The following is an 18,220-nucleotide window of genomic DNA, read 5'->3' on the forward strand; positions in this document are numbered from 1 at the left end:
ATGCAATACAAACGTGCCCTCATCGCGGCGGCCAGCCTGGCCGCCATCACCTCGGCCAGCGCGGCCGATCTTGGTTCTGGCATCGAATTCACCGGTTACAGCCGTGGCGGCCCGGTGTTCAAGTCTGACAAGAACATCGACGCCAAGACCGATTCCGTGGGCGGTTTCAGCCTGGGGGGTGATCTGCAGGGCTATCGCCTCGGCAACGAAGGCACTCAGGGCGGCTACGAATTCTTCATTGGCAAGACTTTCGATGCTGAGAACGGCGTCAAGTACAAGTTCGGCTACATGCCTGAGAACTGGGGTGGTGGCATCAAGACCGTGCAGGCGTACAGCGAAATCTGGGGCCTGGACTTCGCGCCCGAAGCGAAGTTCTGGGTCGGACAACGTCGCTTGCGCATCCAGGACGTGCACATCGTCGACAACTTCCTGATGGACCTGGGTGAGTACCAAGGCGCCGGCGTGCAGGACTGGGCTGTGGGCCCCGCGACCGTCGGTTTGACGGTGTCCTCGGGTGATAAGTTCGACGCCAAGCTGCCCCAGGGTACCTCGGCCAGCAAGGTGAACTTGGATGTTGGTTTCCCGGTCAATGACAGCGGCAAGCTGCGTCTGGTGGCGACCAGCGTCAGCACCACCGGCTTCGGAAAGAACGGGGGCAGCGGCTTCTCGCTGCTGTACAACCAAGGCTTCGGCGCCTTGAAGAACAGCCTGTACCTGCAAACTTCCAGCGGGCTGGCCAACATCCAGGGCAAGTTCGTGGACCTCAAGCAAGGCACGGATGCCGCGGGTGCTGCTGCTGCGGCGGCGGGTGTGGTGGGCGCCAAGGTGAGCCGCGTCGCGGATTCCATTGACTGGCAAGTCGGCAATTTTGGAGGTCAGGCGCTGGTGGGTTACCAGACCAGCGAGCCCGATGACGGCAACGACGTGGAAACCAAGGACCTGACCTTCGGTGGTCGCATCTCCTATGCCTTCACCAACAACTTCAAGTTGCTGTTGGAAGCGGCCTCGACGAAGCGTACCCGTGATGGCGGCGATGACCAGACGTTGAACAAGGTCACGATCGCGCCCACGCTGAGCAGCGGCGCGGGCTTCTACAAGCGTCCTGAACTGCGCCTGTATGTGACCATGGCGAACTGGAACACCGCCGCCGCCGAGGCCAACGCCGACACGTTCGGCACGGACGACAACGGCGACGCGCTGAAGAAGCAGACCATCGTGGGTCTGCAGTACGAAATCTGGTGGTAAAAACCCGCTGGGTTGATTGAGAGCCAGGGGAAGAGCCAAGGGCTCTTCCCCGGTTTTTTTGTGGGGACGTGTGACGCTTGTGCGAGTGACTGATCGATTGGAAAAATGGCTGCCCAAGCTGGTCCTGGCGCCTGGGCTGGTGTTGGGGTTGGCCTTTGTGTACGGCCTGATGATCTGGAACGGCGTATTGTCGGTTTCGGTCTCGCGCATGCTGCCCAATTACGAATTCGTGGGCCTGGCGCAGTACGCCCGGCTCTGGGAGATGGACCGCTGGTGGGTGGCGCTGAAAAACCTGGCGATCTTCGGCTTCGGTTATGTCGGCGGTTCCATGGTGCTCGGCATCTGGCTGGCGATCTTGCTGGATCAGAAGATCCGCGCCGAAGGTTTCATCCGCACGGTCTACCTCTACCCCATGGCGCTGTCCTTCGTGGTGACGGGCACGGTCTGGAAGTGGCTGCTCAATCCCAGCTTGGGCCTCGAGAAGCTCTTGCATGACTGGGGCTGGGAGAGCGCCAGCTTTGGATGGCTGGTGGACAACGACATGGCCATCTACTGCGTGGTGATCGCGGGTGTCTGGCAGTCAGCCGGTTTCACCATGGCGCTGTTCCTCGCGGGCTTGCGTGGCATTGACGACAGCATCATCAAAGCCGCCCAGATCGATGGTGCGTCCTTGCCGCGCATCTACTGGCGCATCGTGTTGCCTGCGCTGCGACCCGTGGTGTTTTCCACCTTGATGGTCTTGTCGCATCTAGCCATCAAGAGTTTTGACCTGGTCATGGCCTTGACCGCGGGGGGGCCGGGGTACGCCACCGACGTGCCAGCCACCTTCATGTACGCCATGAGTTTCACGCGTGGCCAGATTGGCCTCGGCGCGGCCAGTGCCATGGTGATGCTGATGACGGTCGCCGCCCTGGTGGTGCCTTACCTCTACAGCGAACTGCGGAGCAAGTCCCATGAGCGCTGAACGGCTGACCGCATGTGCCCGCACCGCAGCGCACCGCACGGAGACTTCCGAATGAACGCCAAGCGACTGTCCTTCCAATGGCTCAGCCGTGCGCTGATCTACGCCAGCTTGGGGCTGGGTGCCTTGCTGTTCCTGGCACCGCTGTACGTGATGCTGGTTACCTCGCTCAAGGACGCCGAGCAGATCCGGGCAGGCAATCTGCTGGCCCTGCCGACCTCGCTGAACTGGGAGTCCTGGACCCTGGCCTGGTCCACGGCCTGCACGGGCGCGCAATGTTCGGGCTTGCAACCGTACTTCTGGAACTCGGTGTTGATGGCCGTGCCGGCCGTGCTCTTGTCCACGGCCTGGGGGGCCATCAATGGCTACGTGCTCAGCCTGTGGAAGTTCAAGGGCAGCGACACCCTGTTTGCCTTGTTGCTCTTTGGTGTCTTCATGCCTTTCCAGGTGGTGTTGCTGCCCATGAGCCAAGTGTTGGGCTGGTTGGGCCTGTCCAGCTCGGTGGGGGGCTTGATCTTGGTGCACATGCTGGCGGGTCTGCCCAGCACCACATTGTTCTTCCGCAATTACTACGCGGCCGTGCCGCCCGAGTTGCTGCGCGCGGCGCGCATCGATGGTGCCGGGTTCTGGATGATCTTCTGGCGCATCATCCTGCCCATGTCCACGCCCATCGTGATGGTCACGCTGATCTGGCAGTTCACCCAGGTCTGGAACGACTTTCTCTTCGGCGTAGCCTTCACTGGCGCGGACTCCAAACCCGTCACGGTGGGCTTGAACAATCTGGCCAACACCTCCAGCAGCGTGAAGGCCTACAACGTGGACATGGCCGCGGCGTTGATCGCGGGCTTGCCCACCATGCTGGTCTACGTGCTGGCGGGACGTTATTTCGTGCGCGGCCTGACGGCCGGTGCCGTCAAGGGTTGAGGAAAGTAAAGACGATATGGCATCTGCCTTGGATATTCGCGGCATCCGCAAGAGTTTTGGCAAGGGCGAGCGGCAGGTGGAGGTGCTCAAGCGCATCGACATCGACGTCAAACCCGGTGAATTTTTGATCCTGGTCGGTCCTTCGGGCTGTGGCAAGTCGACTTTGCTCAATTTGATCGCGGGCCTGGATGACCCGACCGAAGGGGCCATCCGCATTGGAGGGCGGGACGTCGTGGGCGTGCCCCCGGCGCAGCGCGACATCGCGATGGTGTTCCAGAGCTACGCGCTGTATCCGACCATGAGCGTGGCCGAGAACATCGGCTTTGCCATGGAGATCCGCAAGGTGCCCAAGGCCCAGCGTATGCAGCGCATTGCCGAAGTGGCCGCCATGCTGCAAATCAGCCACTTGCTGGACCGTCGGCCTTCGCAGCTCTCGGGCGGGCAGCGGCAGCGCGTGGCCATGGGGCGTGCGCTGGCGCGTCAGCCCGAGCTCTTCCTTTTCGATGAACCGCTGTCCAACCTGGACGCCAAGCTGCGCGTCGAAATGCGGGCCGAGATCAAGCGTCTGCACCAGCTCAGCGGCATCACCAGCGTTTACGTGACGCACGACCAGATCGAGGCCATGACCCTGGGCAGTCGCATCGCCGTCATGAAGGACGGCTTGGTGCAACAGCTGGGCACCCCGGACGAGATCTACAACCGCCCCGCTAACACCTATGTGGCGACCTTCATTGGTTCCCCGACCATGAACCTGATCTCTGGGACGGCGGCGCCCCAAGGTCAGGGCTTCGCGCTGTCTGAGGCGGTCCTGCCGCTCGCCTGCCCAGTGCCTGCGGCGCAGGCCGTGACCCTGGGCGTGCGTCCCGAGCACCTGTTGTTCACCGACGGCGCGGCCTGGCGCGGGGATGTCCAGGTGGTCGAGCCCACGGGCGCGGACACCTACGTGATGGTGCAGACCGCCGCGGGCCGGGTGACCGTCCGCACCTCTCCGCAGACCCCCGTGCGCGTCGGTGACCGGGTGGGCCTGTCCCTCAGTCCGGAACAGGCGCACTGGTTCAACGCGGCCTCAGGCGCGCGCCTGTGAGGCGTCAGCCAACCTAGGCAGCAACAGCCGCACCCGCAGGCCGTTGCCTGCGGGGTGGGCTTCACTCGGAGGCTGCGCGGTCTCGATGAGCGCCTCGCCGCCATGGCGGCGCGCGATCTCCTGAACGATGGAAAGGCCCAGACCGCAACCGCCTGGCAGGTTGCTGCCGCGCCAGAAGCGCTCGAAAGCCTGCTCGCGCAGCGCGGCGTCCAGGCCTGGACCGTTGTCCTCCACGCGCAGTTCAAGCCGGGCGCCATGCTCCAGCACCGCAATGGTGACCGTGCTCTCACCCTGCGCGGCGCTTTCCCGTCGCCCATAGCGCAGCGCGTTGTCGATCAAATTGCCCAAGGCCTCGCGCAGCAGCACCTCGGAACCCAGCACCCAAACCCAGGCTTGGTCAGGGCCCTCGTAACCGAGGTCCACGCCCAGGCTGATGGCCCTTGGGCTGTACTCGCGCGCGACGGCGCGCGCCAATTGACCCAAATCCAGGGGCTGCATGGGCACGTCGGCGCCGCTGCGCGCCAACATCAGCAGTTGGTTCAGCAGGTGCGCGCTGCGCAGCGCGCCCGCGTGCACCTTGCGCAAGCGGGCTTGGATCAGCGCGGGCGACTCTTCTTGCAGCGCAAGTTCCGTTTGACTGATCAAGCCAGCCAGGGGCGTGCGCAGCTGATGGGCCGCGTCGTTGATGAAGCGCTTTTCCTGCACCATGCTGCGCGCCACCGAGGCCAGCAGCCGGTTGATGGCGGTGAGCAGGGTGTGCACCTCCCGCGGCGCGGTGGTCAGCTCCAGCGGCGTCAACTCCTGCGGTGAGCGCTGCTGAAGCTGCGCTTCCAGTCGCGTCAGGGGTTGCATGCCACGCTTGATGCCACCGTATACCAGCAGGCTGAGCAGTCCGCCCAGAACCAGCAGTGGGGCCAACAGGTCGGCGATCAGCTCCCGAGCGATGCGGTCGCGCGCCACGTAGCTCTTGGCCAGTTGCACCCGCAGCAATTGCGCGTCACCTTCGCCATAAGGCAGGTCCAGCGCCACGGCGCGCATGGTGCGACCGCTTTGTTCGGTGCGATAGACGGCGGGTTTGCCAGGGCGCAACGGCTGAGGTGGTTCGGCGAACGTCTGGTTGCCGATCAGGAAACGACCTGGCGGCGAGGACACCATGTAGTTCACGCGGTCCTCAGGCTCCTCTTCGATGATGGCTTGTGCCGCCTTGGGAAAGTCCACCAGCAGTCCTGAGCCGATGGGCTTGACCTGCCGCGCCAGCGAGCGCACCGATTGCAGCAGGGACTGGTCCAGCGCTTTTTCCGCCGAGATCAGCGCGATGCGGTAGGTCAGTGCCCCTCCCACCAGCCAGAGCACCAGCTGCGGCAGCAGCAGCCAGGTCAGCAATTGGCGACGCAATGACGGGATGGATTTCATGCAGGGCAAACGCCGATTCAGGCTCAAGCCAGTTCGAGCATGTAGCCCAGGCCGCGGATGTTGCGGATGCTCGCGCCCGTGCCCTGCAGCTTGCGCCGCAGGCGGTGCACGTAGACCTCCAGGGCGTTGGATGCAATCGGCTCGGAACCTTCCGCTTGCCAGACCAGCAGCACGTTGTCACGGCTGACGACTTGGTTGAGTTGCGCGTGCAACACCCGCAGCAGTTCCCACTCACGCTGGGTCAGCAGGATGGGCTGGCCTCGCACCCAGACCCGAGGCTGTTCCGTGTCGAACTGCAGGCTGGGTGCGGCGCTTGCGGCGGTGCCGTGCGGCGGTGCGCGCGTGCCTGATTCGACGCTCGAGGCCCCATGGCGGGCCTCGAAGGCGGGCAGGCGCGCGCGGCGCAACAGGGCTTGCAGGCGCGCGCTCAACTCAGCATTGCCAAAGGGCTTGGTGAGGTAGTCATCGGCGCCGGCCATCAAGCCCTCCACCCGGTGGTCGATGCTGTCACGCGCTGTCAGGATCAGCACCGGCAGACTCTCAAAGCGCTCTCGGATCCAGCGCAGCAGGCTCATGCCGTCGATGCCGGGCAGCCCCAGGTCCAGCAGCACGGCGTCCACCGCGCCGTGGGAGAGTTGCTCTTGCGCGCAGAGGCCGTCGGCGCAGGCCAGGGTGCGATGGCCGGCCTGCTCCAGCAGGTCCGACACGCTGTCGCGCAGCAGTTCGTCGTCTTCAACCAAGAGGATGAGTGCCATGCCGGGGATTGTGCCGTGAAGCGCGGCCCTCCATCCCAGTTCATCCCCGTGAGCGGGCGCTCACCACTGAGTGAGGTTCAGGGCTTTCGATGCGCCTTGCAGGGCCGGTGAGACCGGACTTTGGATCACCCAAGTCGGGATCGCGGCAAGGTAAGCACGGAAACGTCCCTTGCTCTCGAAGCGCGCCCGGAACGGCGAGCGGTCGAAACGCTCCCCCAGTCTTGGCACGATGCCGCCGCCGATGTAGATGCCACCGCGCGCCCCCAGCGTCAAGGCCAGGTCACCCGCCACGCTGCCCAAGAGGGCGCAGAACATTTCAAGGGCCTGCGCCGCCTTCGACTGGGGCAAGGCCTCGGCGCGTTCCATCACCTCGGCGGGCGTGGTGATCTCTCGGCCCTGCCCGTCTTGCAGCTCGCACAGGGCATGGTAGAGGTCGACCAGGCCGGGCCCCGACAGAATGCGCTCGGCCGAGACATGGCCGTAGCGCACCCGCAGGTGCTCGATCACCGCGTATTCCTGCGCGTTGCTGGCGCTCAGCGTGACGTGCCCGCCTTCGCCCGCGATCGGCAGCCACTTGCCTTGGTGCCCCAAGGGCAGCAGACCCGACACCCCCAAGCCCGTCCCGGCGCCAATCAGGCCCACCGCGGCTTGTGGCGCCGCCACACCCGGACCGACTTGGCGCAAGTGCTCGCGCGGCAAATCGGGCAGGGCCAAGGCCAGGGCCGTGAAGTCGTTGAGCAGCAGCAAACGCGGCAGACCCAGGGCGACGCGCGTCGCCTCGATGGAAAACTTCCAGTGGTGGTTGGTCATCGCGATCTGATCCCCCGTGACCGGGTTGGCGATGCCGAAGGCCGCGCAGGCCGCCGCGGAGAGACCCTGGGCCTGCAGATAAGCGAGGCCCGCGTCCACCAAGGAGGGGTGTTCCGCGCAGGGAAGCACCTGCACATGGCTGATCGGGCTGGTGGCGTTTTCCTGCCAGCCAAAGCGTGCATTGGTGCCGCCGATGTCACCCAGCCAGCGGGGGTAGGCAGCGTGGAGCGTGGCGCTGGTGGAGATCGATTCAAACATGGTGGATGGAGCAGAAGAGGGTGTCTCGGTGTCTCGTTCGGTCGGCGGCTCGGTGCTGTCGTCAGGTGGCGATGCAGGCTCAGGAGGCCTCGAACCAGGCGCCAAGTTCGCGGGCCATCAGCGCCGAGGACGCCGCCGGACCCCAGCTGCCCGCTGGGTAAGCGCGCGGCACGTCATCCAATGCCCGCCAGCCCGCGAGTATGGGGTCGATCCAGCGCCAAGCCGCTTCGAGTTCGTCGCGGCGCATGAAGTGCGTCAGGCGGCCCTTGATCACGTCCAGCAACAGACGTTCGTAAGCCTCCGCGCGGCGCTGACGCGAGGTTTCTTGCAGGTCCAGGCTCAGGCGCACAGGATGCAAGTTCATGCCCGAGCCAGGCTCCTTGACCATCATGGCCAATTCGATGGATTCCTCGGGCTGCAGGCTGATGATGAGGCGGTTGGCTTGCTGGCCAGGGCTCTGGCCAAAAGGCGAAAAGGGCTGTTCTGCGAACTCGATGATGATCTCGGAGTGGCGTTTTTCCATGCGCTTGCCGGTGCGCAGGAAAAATGGCACCTGCGCCCAGCGCGCGTTGTCGATGTGCGCGCGCAGTGCGACGAAGGTTTCAGTCCGGCTTTGCGCGGGCACTTCGGCTTCCTGCAGGTACCCGGGCACGGCGGCGCCCTCGCTCACGCCCGCGGTGTATTGCCCGCGCACGGTGTCGCGCTTGACGTCGGCTGGGCTCATCTTGCGCAGCGATCGCAGCACCTTGAGCTTCTCGTCGCGCACGTCATCGGGGTCCATCGAAATCGGCGGTTCCATGGCCACGATGCACAGCAGCTGCAGCAAGTGGTTCTGCACCATGTCGCGCAGCGCGCCTGTTTGGTCATAGAAACCGGCGCGGCTGCCCACACCCACCGACTCTGCGACGGTGATTTGCACGCTGCGGATGAAGGGCGCGCGCCATAGCGGCTCAAAGATGGCGTTGCCAAAGCGCAGCACCATCAGGTTCTGCACCGTTTCCTTGCCCAAGTAATGGTCAATGCGGTAGATCTGGTCTTCGCGGAAATGACGTGCAATTTCTGCGTTGATGGCTTGGGCCGAGGCCAAGTCATTGCCCAAAGGCTTTTCAACCACCACGCGGGCCTGAAGGTCGATCAAACCATCGGCGTGCAGGCGTGCGCAGATCTGCGCGAACAGCGCGGGCGCCGTGGCCAGGTAGAAGACGCGCAAGGCGTCCGGGTTCAGGAGTTGGCTCAGCGTGGCGCAACCCTCGCCCTGGGCAAGGTCCAGCGCCACGTAGTCCAGGCAGGCCAGGAAGCGGTCCCAATGGGCTTGTGACCAGGCCGCAGGCGCGATCAAACCGGTGGAGCGCGCCTGAATGAACGCCAGGTAACCATCACGATCCCAGTCCTCGCGACCGATGCCGATGATGCGGGTGTTCTGTGGGAGTCGCCCATGCACGTGGGCCATGTACAGCGCGGGCAGCAGCTTGCGCCAGGCCAAGTCTCCTGTGCCGCCAAAAATGACGATGTCCAGCCTGCCGGGTGTCGCGTCTGCGTTCATGGGTGGTTTTGTCGGATGCGGCATGCAGGCATGAAACGGTCGCGCGGCGATGCCGCGCGCCTGGCGCATGGTCCGTGCTGCCCTTGTCTCTGGGTCTTGTGTGAGCTTGCCTCGTTCTCGCAGTCCCGGGCAATGCCTTTAATAATACTGTAATTTTTCTGGTCGGCCTTGGGCGTTTGGCGTCTAGCAGGCGCGTGTGCGGCATGCGCGCCCGAGAAGGCCCCGTCTCCGAGCGGTGTGTTGCCGGCTCAGGCGCTGGTTTCGTCCAGGCCCGCGTCTTCCAGGTGCGAGGTGTCGGCCCAACCGACCAGGCTCATGCCCTCGGGCGTCCACAGGAGGTGGTTGAGGGCGGCGTTGCCCAACTGCCAAGTGCGCGGCGCCTGAAGATCCTGAGCGGTCGCCAGGCGGTACAGCTGGTCCATGACCCCACCGTGCGCCACCAGCACGATGAGCTGGCCTGCGTGCGGCGCTGCGAGATCGGCCAATGTGCGCGCCACGCGATCGCGCACCTGCAACAGCGATTCACCGGGCGCGACGCCGGTGCGCTCGGGGGCCGCTGGAGGTGGCGCCCAATCGGGAACACGCTTGCGCCAGTGCAGTGCCTCCTGCGGCCAGCGCTGCTCGATCTCCGCGTAGGTCAGCCCCTCGAAGGCCCCAAAACCTCGTTCGCGCAATCCCACGTGCAAATTCAACGGTGCGCCCGTGGCCAGCCGGATGGCCTCGGCGGTTTGCCGCGCGCGTTGCAGGTCGCTGCTGTAAATCGCGGCGATGGGGTCCGCTTCCGCGTCGCCCCCGTGGCGCTCGGCCAGGGCGCGCCCCAGCCGCTGGGCCTGCCAGCGGCCCGTGTCGTTGAGCGGAATGTCGAGGTGACCTTGGATGCGCGTGTCCACGTTCCAGGCCGTTTCACCGTGGCGCACGGCGATGATGCGGGTCGGCTGCTGCATGGGCTGGATTTTAGGGATACGGCGTGTGAGGGTGGGTTGTGGCCGGCTGACAGAGGCCCTGGACGCAGCGAGCGCCTGCGGGAGCCAGATTCACCGGGCGATATTCATCTTCACGGGGCCGCTGCGCGGCAAGGGAAAGTCTTGCAGCGCGGCCTTCATCAGGGCCGGTAGCACTTGGTCTTGGTCACCCCAGGGGCCGTCGTGGGTGGCGCGGGTTTCGTAGACGATGCGCTGGCTGACCAAATCCCGCAACAGCAATGACACCGCGTAGCCATAACGGACCGTGGGCGGCCAGGTGCTCCACCCCATGCCGATGCGGGTGCCTGGGCCGATGCGGCCCGGACCCACGAACACGCCGAACTCACCAAAGAAGCCGGGGCTGTAGGGGGGAACGCCGGGATACCGGCGTCCCCAGTCGTCCACGTAGTAGGCCTCGACACCGGTGTGCACCTGCACGCTGTAGCGGGGCTGCTGTTCATCACGCAACAAGCCTGCGGCCTGGAGCGCGCGGTCAGCCATCGCCTCGATGGTTGCGGCGCGGGTCGGATCCTCGGCTTGGGAGGGCAGGCGTTCGTAGCGGTAGCGTGCGCCGGGGCCGAGGGCTGTTGCCGGGGCCCCCGCCCCGGTCACCGCTGGGTTCGGGCCGCCAATTGCATGGGCCGCATCCTCCGTGGGCGCGATGGCGCGCACGTCGACCTCGATGGTTCGCAGCCCCGAGCAGCCCGCGGCCAACAGCCCGAACAACGCGGCGCAGGCGATGACAGCGAACCGGCACGGCATGGCGCGGTGATCAGAGGGTGACGACTTGGATGCCTGGCAGACCGCCCGTGGCGGAGGTCGATTCCGGGAATTCTTCCTCGTCGAAGGCCGTGTCGCCGTCCGCATCGGGCACGCCCGTGGTCTGGATGTTCTTGAAGTCGTGCAGCGTGGCGTCCATCAGGTGCGTGGGCACGACGTTTTGGAGCGCGCTGAACATGGTGACCAGCCGACCAGGGTATTTCTTGTCCCACTCGCGCAGCATCTCCCCGACTTGCTTGCGCTGCAGATGCTCCTGGCTACCGCACAGCGTGCAGGGGATGATGGGGTATTGGCGATGCGCGGCCCAGCGGATCAGGTCTTTCTCGGCCACGTAGGCCAGCGGGCGGATCACAATGAACTCGCCGTTGTCGCTGACCAGCTTGGGCGGCATGCCTTTCAACTTGCCGCCGAAGAACATGTTGAGGAAGAAGGTCTGCAGCATGTCATCGCGGTGGTGGCCCAGCGCGAGCTTGTTGCACTTCAGCTCGCGCGCCACCCGGTAGAGGATGCCGCGGCGCAGCCGGCTGCACAGGCTGCACATCGTCTTGCCCTCGGGGATGTTCTTCTTGACGATGGAATAGGTGTCCTGGGTCTCGATGTGGAACTCGATGCCGAGCTGCTTCAGGTACTCGGGCAGGATGTGATCGGGGAAACCGGGCTGCTTCTGGTCCAGGTTGACGGCCACGAGGGTGAACTTCACCGGTGCGCGGCTCTGCAGCTTCATCAGGATGTCCAGCATGCCGTAGCTGTCCTTCCCGCCGGACATGCAGACCATGACCCGGTCGCCTTCCTCGATCATGTTGTAGTCCACGATGGCGCGCCCCACCTCGCGGCACAGGCGCTTCTCAAGCTTGTGCGTCTCGCGCTCAATCTTGATCGCCTTCTCATGGCTGATCGCGGAGGCGGCGGTTTCGGGTTCGGTCCAGGTGGCGGTCATGGTCTGGGGGCAGCGGGAGCATCAAAGGGCTGAATTATCCGGCTTCCACAACACGTGCGCTCAGGACGGAAATGGCACGTCTCGGTGGTAGGTAGGAAGTCAGTCCACGCTGGGGTTGGGTCTGACCATGAAGCCCCTCACAGGGGACCAGGTTCAACGCTGGGGTTCAAGTCAATGTTGGATCGAACCGCAGTTCGCGCGAGTGACTGCGTCATCATCGCGATGTCTTGCGTCCAGAACAATTGTTCCGCTGGATTTCCCAGAATGGCATGCTCAGCGAACACCGTTGACCACATCGAGACAATATGTTCGTCACCCAGTTGGGCATGCTCGAAGTTGGTGTGATAGCCGACTTTTTCGGCGCCAGAAAAGGTGAACCTGAAAACCTCCTTGAGCTTCTCGACGTCCTCCGGGCCGTTGACTTTCACGAAGTAGATGACGCTCAAACGCTTGACGTTAAGTCCGATCCAGAACTTCATTTGGAAGTCGGCCAAGGTGAGGTGGTAGTTGCAGCCAAAGATGTCTTTGCGGCGTCCATGCACGGTCGATGCCCGTGTAACGGGCTTGACGGTGACGGTCTGCTCAGCCTGGAGCTGAGGTATTTCGATCCGTGACAGGCTCTCGATCAGGTGTCGGTCAAGGAACAGGTTGGTCTTCTCGTAGAGCCGCGACGTGCTGAGCTGTCTCTCCGCGAACAGCACGAAGACCATGATGGCGAAAGCACCGATGGCGGTTTGAGCAATCGCCATCAATGGAACCACGCGTTCACTCGCCTCGGGCGCTGAAAAAAGAAAATGGAGGCCCGCGCCGATCGCGCAGAGGCCAAGCAGTGCCAACAGAACCAACAACGCGATCCTTGCCCAAAGTGGCAAGAAAATGATCTGTTGGGCATCCAAGTTGTTGGGTTGAGTCAGGCTGTCGCGCATGGCTTACCACTGACCCACGAGCTGTTCAATGGCGACTTCGCAATCGTCGAAGATTTCCAACTTCACGATTTTGACGCGCACGCCGATTACGCCGGGTAGCTGCAGCAGGCGATTGGCGAGTTTCCCCGTCAAGCTTTCCAGCAGATTCACATGCCGTTCTGTGCATTCAGCGATCACGATGTCATGCACCTTCCTATAGTCCAGAACGCTGTGAATGTGGTCATCGACAGGTTGCAGAGGCTGAGAGCCTTGGTTCAGCTCCACATCGACGGCGATGGGCTGGGAGGCACTGATTTCATGGTCCAGGATACCCAGGTTGGCCTGAAAGCGCAGACCGGTCAGCGAGAGTTTTTGCGTGCCTTTGTTCAGCATGAGCACCTCACATCATTGAAAAATCACGATCGAAGCGCTGCAGGTGCTGACCACCATCGACCAGCAGCGTCGTGCCAGTGATCGAGCCGTTTTCCAGCGCGAACTTCACGGTGGCGCTCACATCTGCCGGGGTGGAGGAGCGGCCCAGGGGAGAAAGTTGATGCAGCGCAGAGAACTTTTCCGCACTCAGGTATTCGCTGCTCAGCGTCAAGCCGGGCGCCACGCCCACCACCCTGATTCGAGGGGCAAGTGCCAGGGCGAGCAAGGTGTTCGCGCTTTCGAGAGCGGCTTTGGCCAGCGTGTAGCTGAGGAAGTCTGGATTGGGGTTCCAGAGCTTCTGGTCCAGCATGTTGACAATCACTCCGCGAACCTGCCGTTGCTGTGCATGGGCGTGCAGCGCCTGGGCCAGCAAGATGGGAGCACCTGTGTTCACGCGCATGTGCCGCTCCATGGCGGCATAGCTAAAGTCGGTCGCGGTGTCATGTTCGAACAACGCAGCGCTGTTGACGACCGCATCGATGCTGCCGAACGTCGCGATCACGCGAGGCAGCAATCCCCGTACTGCGGTTTCGTCGATGAGGTCGGCGTCAAAGGCTTCTGCGTCGCTTCCAGTTCGTCGACAGTCTTCTACCGTATGGCGGGCTTCGGTTTCTGAGCCTCGAAAGTGGATGGCGACACGCCAACCAACCTGGGCCAGCGTGAGGGCGATTTCCCTGCCAAGGCGCTTGGCGCCGCCCGTGACGAGGACTGTTTTGGGTTCAGACATGTTCATGGAGAGTGGCCGTCCTTGTCGCGTAGCGTCAGACCGTTGGCGGTTTAAAGCCGCCTTCATTTTCTGTTCATGACATCGCTTCGGTGACAATCCGCGCGTGAGCAATACGACGCAGAGTTTAACGACCCATCTGTCCGCGCATCTGACGCAGGCCTTGGCGGAAGCCGGTGGCTGGCTAGGCTTTGACGACTTCATGTCGCGGGCGCTGTACACGCCTGGCCTGGGCTACTACGCGAACGATCTGCGCAAGTTGGGTTTGATGCCCGGGGCCAGTGGGGGGGGCAGTGATTTCGTGACAGCCCCCGAACTCTCGCCTTTGTTTGGGCAGGCACTCGCGGCCCAGATCGGTGAAGCGCTGGAGCGCACGGGGACGGACCAAATCTGGGAATTCGGCGCGGGGTCAGGGGCGCTGGCCTTGCAACTGTTGCGCGCCCTGCGCGGCAAGGTGCGCCGCTACACCATCGTGGATGTGTCGGGTGCCCTGCGCGCGCGCCAGCAGGAGACCTTGCAAGAGTTCGCCGATCAAGCCGATGTGCGCATCGACTGGGCCACGACCCTGCCCGAAGCCATGCATGGCGTCGTGGTTGGCAACGAAGTGCTGGACGCGATGCCGGTCAAGTTGCTGGCGCGCAAACACGGTGTCTGGCAGGAGCGCGGCGTGGCCGAAGACCAGGGGCGTTTCGTCTGGGCCGATCGCACCACGGCCTTGCGTCCACCGGTGGCGATTGCGGGTGAGCACGATTACCTGACCGAAACGCACGCGCAGGCCGAAGCCTTCCTGCGCACGGTGGCGGGCAAGCTGTTGCAGGGCGCTCGGGAGGGCCGCCCTGGCGCGGCCTTTTTCATCGACTACGGTTTTCCCGAGGCCGAGTACTACCACCCTCAGCGTCACATGGGCACGGTGATGTGCCACCGAGCGCACCAGTCCGACGCCGACCCGCTGAGCGACGTGGGCTTGAAGGACATCACCGCTCATGTGAACTTCACGGGCATCGCCTTGGCCGGGCAGGAGGCGGGGCTGGAAGTTCTGGGCTACACCTCCCAGGGCCGATTTTTGTTCAACTGCGGTTTGGCACGCTTGATGGCACCTGATGAAGCTGCCGCCGACACCCCGGAGGCGCTGGCCCGCCGCGCGCAGGCGAGCAAGCTGGTGATGGAGCATGAGATGGGCGAGTTGTTCAAGGTCATCGGTTTCGCCACGCTCGATGCGGTGGGGCGGTCCTCCTGGGGGGATGCCGCCGCGCTGGGTTTCGCGCACGGCGATCGCACCCACGCACTCTGACGGAAACCGCAGCAAGGACAAGGACCGAACATGTGGCGTTGGTTGCTGGCTGTTTTCATCATCGTGTTGATCGTCAACGCCCTGACGCCCTGGTTTCAGCGCATCGGTTTCGGTCGTTTACCTGGCGACTTCAACTTCACTTTGTTTGGTCGGCGCTTCAACCTGCCCTTCATGAGCACCATTTTGCTGAGCGTCGCGGCGGCGCTGATTGCCCGTTTGATCTAGGGCCTGTTCACACCCATTTCCTGAGTGCGAACGGGGGGGCGCAAACAGCGCCAATCCAGGCGCGCGACGACGCCAAGGCTGTCCGCCTTGGCCCAACCTTACCCAGGTCGCCGATCCTGGCGCGTAGCGCGCCCCACGTTCTATGGCCCTTGTTCGGCTTGTACCGCTTGTACCCTCGCACGGTTCACGCCGTTTTCATCGTCGACAAGGCGTGTTCAATCGCCTGCACGCGCGCGGCCTGAATGCGTCGACCCACTTCCGGCCCTTTGAGTCCTTGGTTCATCGCCGCCGTGGCGATGTCGTGAGTAGGTAGGGCGAGCGCGGCGTCGAGCGCGGCTTGCAGGCGCGCCGCCTGAGGGTAAGGGCGTTCGCGCAGCCCATCGCCGGCCACCCCGCGACCGCGCGCGTCACAGGCACAGGCCAGCAGCGCCTGGCTGAAGCGTTCGGGCTTGCGCAGGGCATCGCAACGTTCCAGCAGGCGCAACACGGCTTCGGCGTTGAGCTTGCCGCTGGCGTGGATGTTGCCGTGCTCGCGCGCCACCACCTCGCCCAGATCGCGGCAGTCCAAGGGCACGCGCAGCCGCTCGGAGAGGCCTTGCAGCAGCCGCGCGCTGCGCCCCTCATGGCCCAGGTGTCTCGGCAGCAGGTCCGTCGGCGTGGTGCCCTTGCCCAAATCGTGGCCCAGGCAGGCGTAGCGCACGGGCAGGGGGGCTTTCAATTCGGCGGCCAGGTCCAGCACCAGCATGAGGTGCACGCCAGTGTCCACTTCGGGGTGGTGCTCAGGCGGCTGGGGCACACCCCAGAGCCGGTCCACTTCGGGCAGCAGGCGTCCTAGGGCGCCGCAGGCGCGCAGCACCTCGAACATGCGCGAGGGCCGGGCTTCCATCAGGCCGCGGCTGAGTTCCTGCCAGACGCGCTCGGGCACCAGGTGATCCACCTCGCCGTCATCGACCATCTCGCGCATCAGCGCCAGGGTCTCGGGCGCGACGCGGAACTCCGTGAAGCGGGCCGAGAAGCGCGCCACGCGCAGGATCCGCACCGGGTCCTCGCGGAAAGCCGGTGTGACGTGACGCAGGATGCGCTGTTCCAGATCGCGCCGCCCCTGGTACGGGTCGACGACCCGCACGGGGTCGAAGCCCCCGTCGGGCCGGCAATGCTCGCGGGGCACGGCCAGGGCATTGAGGGTCAAATCGCGTCGGGCCAGGTCTTGCTCCAGCGTCACATCCGGCGCGGCGTGCACGGCGAAGCCCTTGTAGCCGCGCGCGGTCTTGCGCTCGGTGCGCGCCAGCGCGTGTTCTTCGTGGGTTTCGGGGTGGAGAAAGACCGGGAAGTCCTTGCCCACGGGCGTGAAGCCCTGGGCGGCCATGGCCTCGGGCGTGGTGCCCACCACCACCCAATCCCGGTCCTTCACCGGCAGGCCGAGCAGGGCATCGCGCACCGCGCCGCCCACCATGTAGATCTGCATGCGGACAGTCTAGCCGCTTGTGTTCTCTGGTGGCTTGGTGAACCTGACCGCCGTGATGCGCGCAGGGCCAACACGGGGCAGGCTCGCGCGGCCGGGCTCAGGCGGTCGCGGCGAACTGGTGCAGCAGGGTGTCCGTCGCGGGGTCGGACGGGTAGAAAAGTTCGATGCTCAGCTCGGCGAGGGTGATGTCGCGCGGCGTGCCGAAGGCCGTCATGGTGGTGAAGAGGGAGAGCGCGTGGCCGCCAATGTTCATCTCGCAAGGAACGAGCAGTTCGGGGGCGCCGGTGGCCGGACCGGGCGCGTCCAACAGCGCGGCCACATGGGGGTAGGCCAGCACCTCTTGCTCCAGTGCTGCCAGCTGTGCGTCGCGCGATTCCTGCACCTGCCGGCGCAAGGTGCGCAGCAGGTAGGCACCCCATTCGTGGAAGTTGCGGGTCAGTGCGGCGTAGCCTTCGGCGTGCAGGCTGGCGCGAAACATGTTGACGCCGGGTTCGCGCAGCGCGGGTGGCAGCAGGGCCATCAGACGCAGCGCCGCGCTGTTGGCCCGCACCACATTCCACCCCCCGTCCAACACCACGCCGGGGTAGGGGTCGTGAGCGCGCAGCAGCTTGTCCAGCGCGGCATGGATTTGCGACATCTGTCCGCACGCGAGCGGTTGCTCGGTGTAACGCGGCGCGTAGCCTGCGGCCATCAGCCACACGTTGCGCGTGCGCAGTGGCAGGGCCAGTCGCTCGGCGATCGCCAGCAGCACTTCAGCCCCGGGGCGGGCGCGCCCCGTTTCCACGAAGCTCAGGTGCCGAGGGGAGATACCCACGTCCAGAGCCAGATCCATCTGGCTCAGCCGCCGCTGCTGGCGCCATTCGCGGATCAAGTCTCCGATGCCACCCCCGGCGGTGGGGCGGGATGTGGCGGCGGGTATTGCGTGCGGAGTGTTCATGGGCTGGACGATGTTGGGGGGCTCGAGACGAACAGCATGCGGCATTTTGCGCGGCGCTTCCATGACCTGGCAGGTAATCGACGCGCCGCAGCCCAAGGCGGAGACTCGCGCCGTCATTCACACCCAGGAGTTCACCATGTCTGCTTTGACTCAAGTGTTTGCTTCATCCCGCCTCCTTCACTACACCCTGCGCGCTGACGCCATCAGCGGCCTGGCCATGGGTGTGCCTCTGGTGGTCTGGGCCGATCCGTTGGCTGCCTGGCTGGGCATGCCGGCCCAGCTTCTGCTGGCCAGCGGCCTGGCCCTACTTCCTTTCGCGGCCTTGATGTTGTTGGCTGCCCGCAGTGACCAGCCCCCGGCGACACTGGTCTGGCTCGTGATCCTGGGCAATGCAGCCTGGGTCGTCGGCAGCGCCTATCTTTGGTTCGTGCTGCCGCTCACCTGGCTAGGCAAACTGGTCCTGGTGGGACAGGCTTTGGCGGTCGTGGTGCTGACCGAGCTGGAGTACACCGGCTGGCGGCGCTTGTCGCAAGCTCGTCATTGAGGATGGAGCGAACAAGGCCCGCGTT

Annotated in this window: 19 protein-coding genes; 7 read left to right on the forward strand and 12 right to left on the reverse strand. The window is 64.6% G+C overall.

Annotated elements, in window-relative coordinates:
• The 4 genes from ACLBKS_RS00755 (at window position 1) to ACLBKS_RS00770 (ending at window position 4,214) form a co-directional block, all read left to right on the forward strand.
• Window positions 1–1,245, forward strand: a complete 1,245-nt coding sequence (locus tag ACLBKS_RS00755) for a carbohydrate porin (protein ID WP_410190890.1) — start codon at window positions 1–3, stop codon at window positions 1,243–1,245.
• 85 nt (window positions 1,246–1,330) lie between these two features.
• Window positions 1,331–2,209 carry a carbohydrate ABC transporter permease gene (locus ACLBKS_RS00760; protein WP_410190891.1) on the forward strand — a complete coding sequence of 293 codons (879 nt, stop codon included), beginning with the start codon at window positions 1,331–1,333 and terminating at the stop codon, window positions 2,207–2,209.
• Window positions 2,210–2,260: 51 nt separating this feature from the next.
• A complete protein-coding gene (locus tag ACLBKS_RS00765; protein WP_410190892.1) occupies window positions 2,261–3,130 on the forward strand; it encodes a carbohydrate ABC transporter permease in 870 nt (289 codons plus the stop codon).
• A gap of 16 nt (window positions 3,131–3,146) precedes the next feature.
• The gene (locus ACLBKS_RS00770) at window positions 3,147–4,214 is read left to right on the forward strand and encodes an ABC transporter ATP-binding protein (protein ID WP_410190893.1); all 1,068 of its coding nucleotides are present in this window, start codon (window positions 3,147–3,149) and stop codon (window positions 4,212–4,214) included.
• Here ACLBKS_RS00770 and ACLBKS_RS00775 read toward each other — a convergent pair.
• The 10 genes from ACLBKS_RS00775 to ACLBKS_RS00820 form a co-directional block, all read right to left on the reverse strand.
• A complete protein-coding gene (locus ACLBKS_RS00775) occupies window positions 4,197–5,627 on the reverse strand; it encodes a sensor histidine kinase (protein ID WP_410190894.1) in 1,431 nt (476 codons plus the stop codon). The genes ACLBKS_RS00770 and ACLBKS_RS00775 overlap by 18 nt on opposite strands.
• A 23-nt stretch (window positions 5,628–5,650) precedes the next feature.
• Window positions 5,651–6,382, reverse strand: a complete 732-nt coding sequence (locus tag ACLBKS_RS00780; RefSeq protein ID WP_410190895.1) for a response regulator transcription factor — start codon at window positions 6,380–6,382, stop codon at window positions 5,651–5,653.
• A 60-nt stretch (window positions 6,383–6,442) separates the two neighbouring features.
• Window positions 6,443–7,450, reverse strand: coding sequence for a glucokinase (locus ACLBKS_RS00785; RefSeq protein WP_410190896.1), 1,008 nt, complete (start codon window positions 7,448–7,450; stop codon window positions 6,443–6,445).
• Window positions 7,451–7,529: 79 nt separating this feature from the next.
• Window positions 7,530–8,993 (reverse strand): glucose-6-phosphate dehydrogenase, encoded by a 1,464-nt coding sequence (zwf, locus tag ACLBKS_RS00790; protein WP_410190897.1) that lies wholly within the window; start codon window positions 8,991–8,993, stop codon window positions 7,530–7,532.
• Window positions 8,994–9,241: 248 nt separating this feature from the next.
• Window positions 9,242–9,937, reverse strand: a complete 696-nt coding sequence (locus ACLBKS_RS00795; protein WP_410190898.1) for a histidine phosphatase family protein — start codon at window positions 9,935–9,937, stop codon at window positions 9,242–9,244.
• Window positions 9,938–10,027: 90 nt separating this feature from the next.
• Complete coding sequence (locus tag ACLBKS_RS00800; protein ID WP_410190899.1) at window positions 10,028–10,717, reverse strand: DUF4136 domain-containing protein; 690 nt, start codon at window positions 10,715–10,717, stop codon at window positions 10,028–10,030.
• Window positions 10,718–10,727: 10 nt separating this feature from the next.
• Window positions 10,728–11,672 carry a tRNA 2-thiocytidine(32) synthetase TtcA gene (gene ttcA, locus ACLBKS_RS00805; RefSeq protein ID WP_410190900.1) on the reverse strand — a complete coding sequence of 315 codons (945 nt, stop codon included), beginning with the start codon at window positions 11,670–11,672 and terminating at the stop codon, window positions 10,728–10,730.
• Between the two features lie 137 nt (window positions 11,673–11,809).
• Window positions 11,810–12,598: a hypothetical protein gene (locus tag ACLBKS_RS00810; RefSeq protein ID WP_410190901.1), complete on the reverse strand. Its 789-nt coding sequence runs from the start codon at window positions 12,596–12,598 to the stop codon at window positions 11,810–11,812.
• A gap of 3 nt (window positions 12,599–12,601) precedes the next feature.
• Window positions 12,602–12,970, reverse strand: coding sequence for a dihydroneopterin aldolase (locus ACLBKS_RS00815; RefSeq protein ID WP_035604986.1), 369 nt, complete (start codon window positions 12,968–12,970; stop codon window positions 12,602–12,604).
• Between the two features lie 7 nt (window positions 12,971–12,977).
• A complete protein-coding gene (locus tag ACLBKS_RS00820) occupies window positions 12,978–13,742 on the reverse strand; it encodes an SDR family oxidoreductase (RefSeq protein WP_410190902.1) in 765 nt (254 codons plus the stop codon).
• Between the two features lie 97 nt (window positions 13,743–13,839).
• Here ACLBKS_RS00820 and ACLBKS_RS00825 point away from each other — a divergent pair, with 97 nt between their 5' ends.
• Both ACLBKS_RS00825 and ACLBKS_RS00830 read left to right on the forward strand, forming a co-directional pair.
• Window positions 13,840–15,024 (forward strand): class I SAM-dependent methyltransferase, encoded by a 1,185-nt coding sequence (locus tag ACLBKS_RS00825; protein ID WP_410190903.1) that lies wholly within the window; start codon window positions 13,840–13,842, stop codon window positions 15,022–15,024.
• Between the two features lie 30 nt (window positions 15,025–15,054).
• Entirely contained in the window at window positions 15,055–15,249 is a 195-nt protein-coding gene (locus tag ACLBKS_RS00830; RefSeq protein WP_035604989.1) for a DUF2905 domain-containing protein, read from the forward strand.
• A gap of 184 nt (window positions 15,250–15,433) precedes the next feature.
• Here ACLBKS_RS00830 and ACLBKS_RS00835 read toward each other — a convergent pair whose 3' ends face one another.
• Both ACLBKS_RS00835 and ACLBKS_RS00840 read right to left on the reverse strand, forming a co-directional pair.
• Window positions 15,434–16,714 (reverse strand): multifunctional CCA addition/repair protein, encoded by a 1,281-nt coding sequence (locus tag ACLBKS_RS00835; RefSeq protein ID WP_410190904.1) that lies wholly within the window; start codon window positions 16,712–16,714, stop codon window positions 15,434–15,436.
• 97 nt (window positions 16,715–16,811) lie between these two features.
• Window positions 16,812–17,651 carry a helix-turn-helix domain-containing protein gene (locus tag ACLBKS_RS00840; RefSeq protein ID WP_410190905.1) on the reverse strand — a complete coding sequence of 280 codons (840 nt, stop codon included), beginning with the start codon at window positions 17,649–17,651 and terminating at the stop codon, window positions 16,812–16,814.
• A gap of 136 nt (window positions 17,652–17,787) precedes the next feature.
• Between ACLBKS_RS00840 and ACLBKS_RS00845 the strand changes: the two genes are divergently transcribed.
• Window positions 17,788–18,195, forward strand: a complete 408-nt coding sequence (locus ACLBKS_RS00845; protein ID WP_410190906.1) for a hypothetical protein — start codon at window positions 17,788–17,790, stop codon at window positions 18,193–18,195.
• Window positions 18,196–18,220: the final 25 nt, after the last annotated feature.

This window comes from Hylemonella sp. W303a, from assembly GCF_046452315.1.
Taxonomy (GTDB): Bacteria; Pseudomonadota; Gammaproteobacteria; order Burkholderiales; family Burkholderiaceae_C; genus Hylemonella.

What these genes read in the sequence shown, in the direction of transcription:
- ACLBKS_RS00755 (WP_410190890.1), top strand. Translation starts at nt 1, where the DNA reads ATGCAATACAAACGTGCCCTCATCGCGGCGGCCAGCCTGGCCGCCATC.
- ACLBKS_RS00765 (WP_410190892.1), top strand. Translation starts at nt 2,261, where the DNA reads ATGAACGCCAAGCGACTGTCCTTCCAATGGCTCAGCCGTGCGCTGATC.
- ACLBKS_RS00770 (WP_410190893.1), top strand. Translation starts at nt 3,147, where the DNA reads ATGGCATCTGCCTTGGATATTCGCGGCATCCGCAAGAGTTTTGGCAAG.
- ACLBKS_RS00775 (WP_410190894.1), bottom strand. Translation starts at nt 5,627, where the DNA reads ATGAAATCCATCCCGTCATTGCGTCGCCAATTGCTGACCTGGCTGCTG.
- ACLBKS_RS00780 (WP_410190895.1), bottom strand. Translation starts at nt 6,382, where the DNA reads ATGGCACTCATCCTCTTGGTTGAAGACGACGAACTGCTGCGCGACAGC.
- ACLBKS_RS00785 (WP_410190896.1), bottom strand. Translation starts at nt 7,450, where the DNA reads ATGTTTGAATCGATCTCCACCAGCGCCACGCTCCACGCTGCCTACCCC.
- zwf (WP_410190897.1), bottom strand. Translation starts at nt 8,993, where the DNA reads ATGAACGCAGACGCGACACCCGGCAGGCTGGACATCGTCATTTTTGGC.
- ACLBKS_RS00795 (WP_410190898.1), bottom strand. Translation starts at nt 9,937, where the DNA reads ATGCAGCAGCCGACCCGCATCATCGCCGTGCGCCACGGTGAAACGGCC.
- ACLBKS_RS00800 (WP_410190899.1), bottom strand. Translation starts at nt 10,717, where the DNA reads ATGCCGTGCCGGTTCGCTGTCATCGCCTGCGCCGCGTTGTTCGGGCTG.
- ttcA (WP_410190900.1), bottom strand. Translation starts at nt 11,672, where the DNA reads ATGACCGCCACCTGGACCGAACCCGAAACCGCCGCCTCCGCGATCAGC.
- ACLBKS_RS00810 (WP_410190901.1), bottom strand. Translation starts at nt 12,598, where the DNA reads ATGCGCGACAGCCTGACTCAACCCAACAACTTGGATGCCCAACAGATC.
- ACLBKS_RS00815 (WP_035604986.1), bottom strand. Translation starts at nt 12,970, where the DNA reads ATGCTGAACAAAGGCACGCAAAAACTCTCGCTGACCGGTCTGCGCTTT.
- ACLBKS_RS00820 (WP_410190902.1), bottom strand. Translation starts at nt 13,742, where the DNA reads ATGAACATGTCTGAACCCAAAACAGTCCTCGTCACGGGCGGCGCCAAG.
- ACLBKS_RS00830 (WP_035604989.1), top strand. Translation starts at nt 15,055, where the DNA reads ATGTGGCGTTGGTTGCTGGCTGTTTTCATCATCGTGTTGATCGTCAAC.
- ACLBKS_RS00835 (WP_410190904.1), bottom strand. Translation starts at nt 16,714, where the DNA reads ATGCAGATCTACATGGTGGGCGGCGCGGTGCGCGATGCCCTGCTCGGC.
- ACLBKS_RS00840 (WP_410190905.1), bottom strand. Translation starts at nt 17,651, where the DNA reads ATGAACACTCCGCACGCAATACCCGCCGCCACATCCCGCCCCACCGCC.
- ACLBKS_RS00845 (WP_410190906.1), top strand. Translation starts at nt 17,788, where the DNA reads ATGTCTGCTTTGACTCAAGTGTTTGCTTCATCCCGCCTCCTTCACTAC.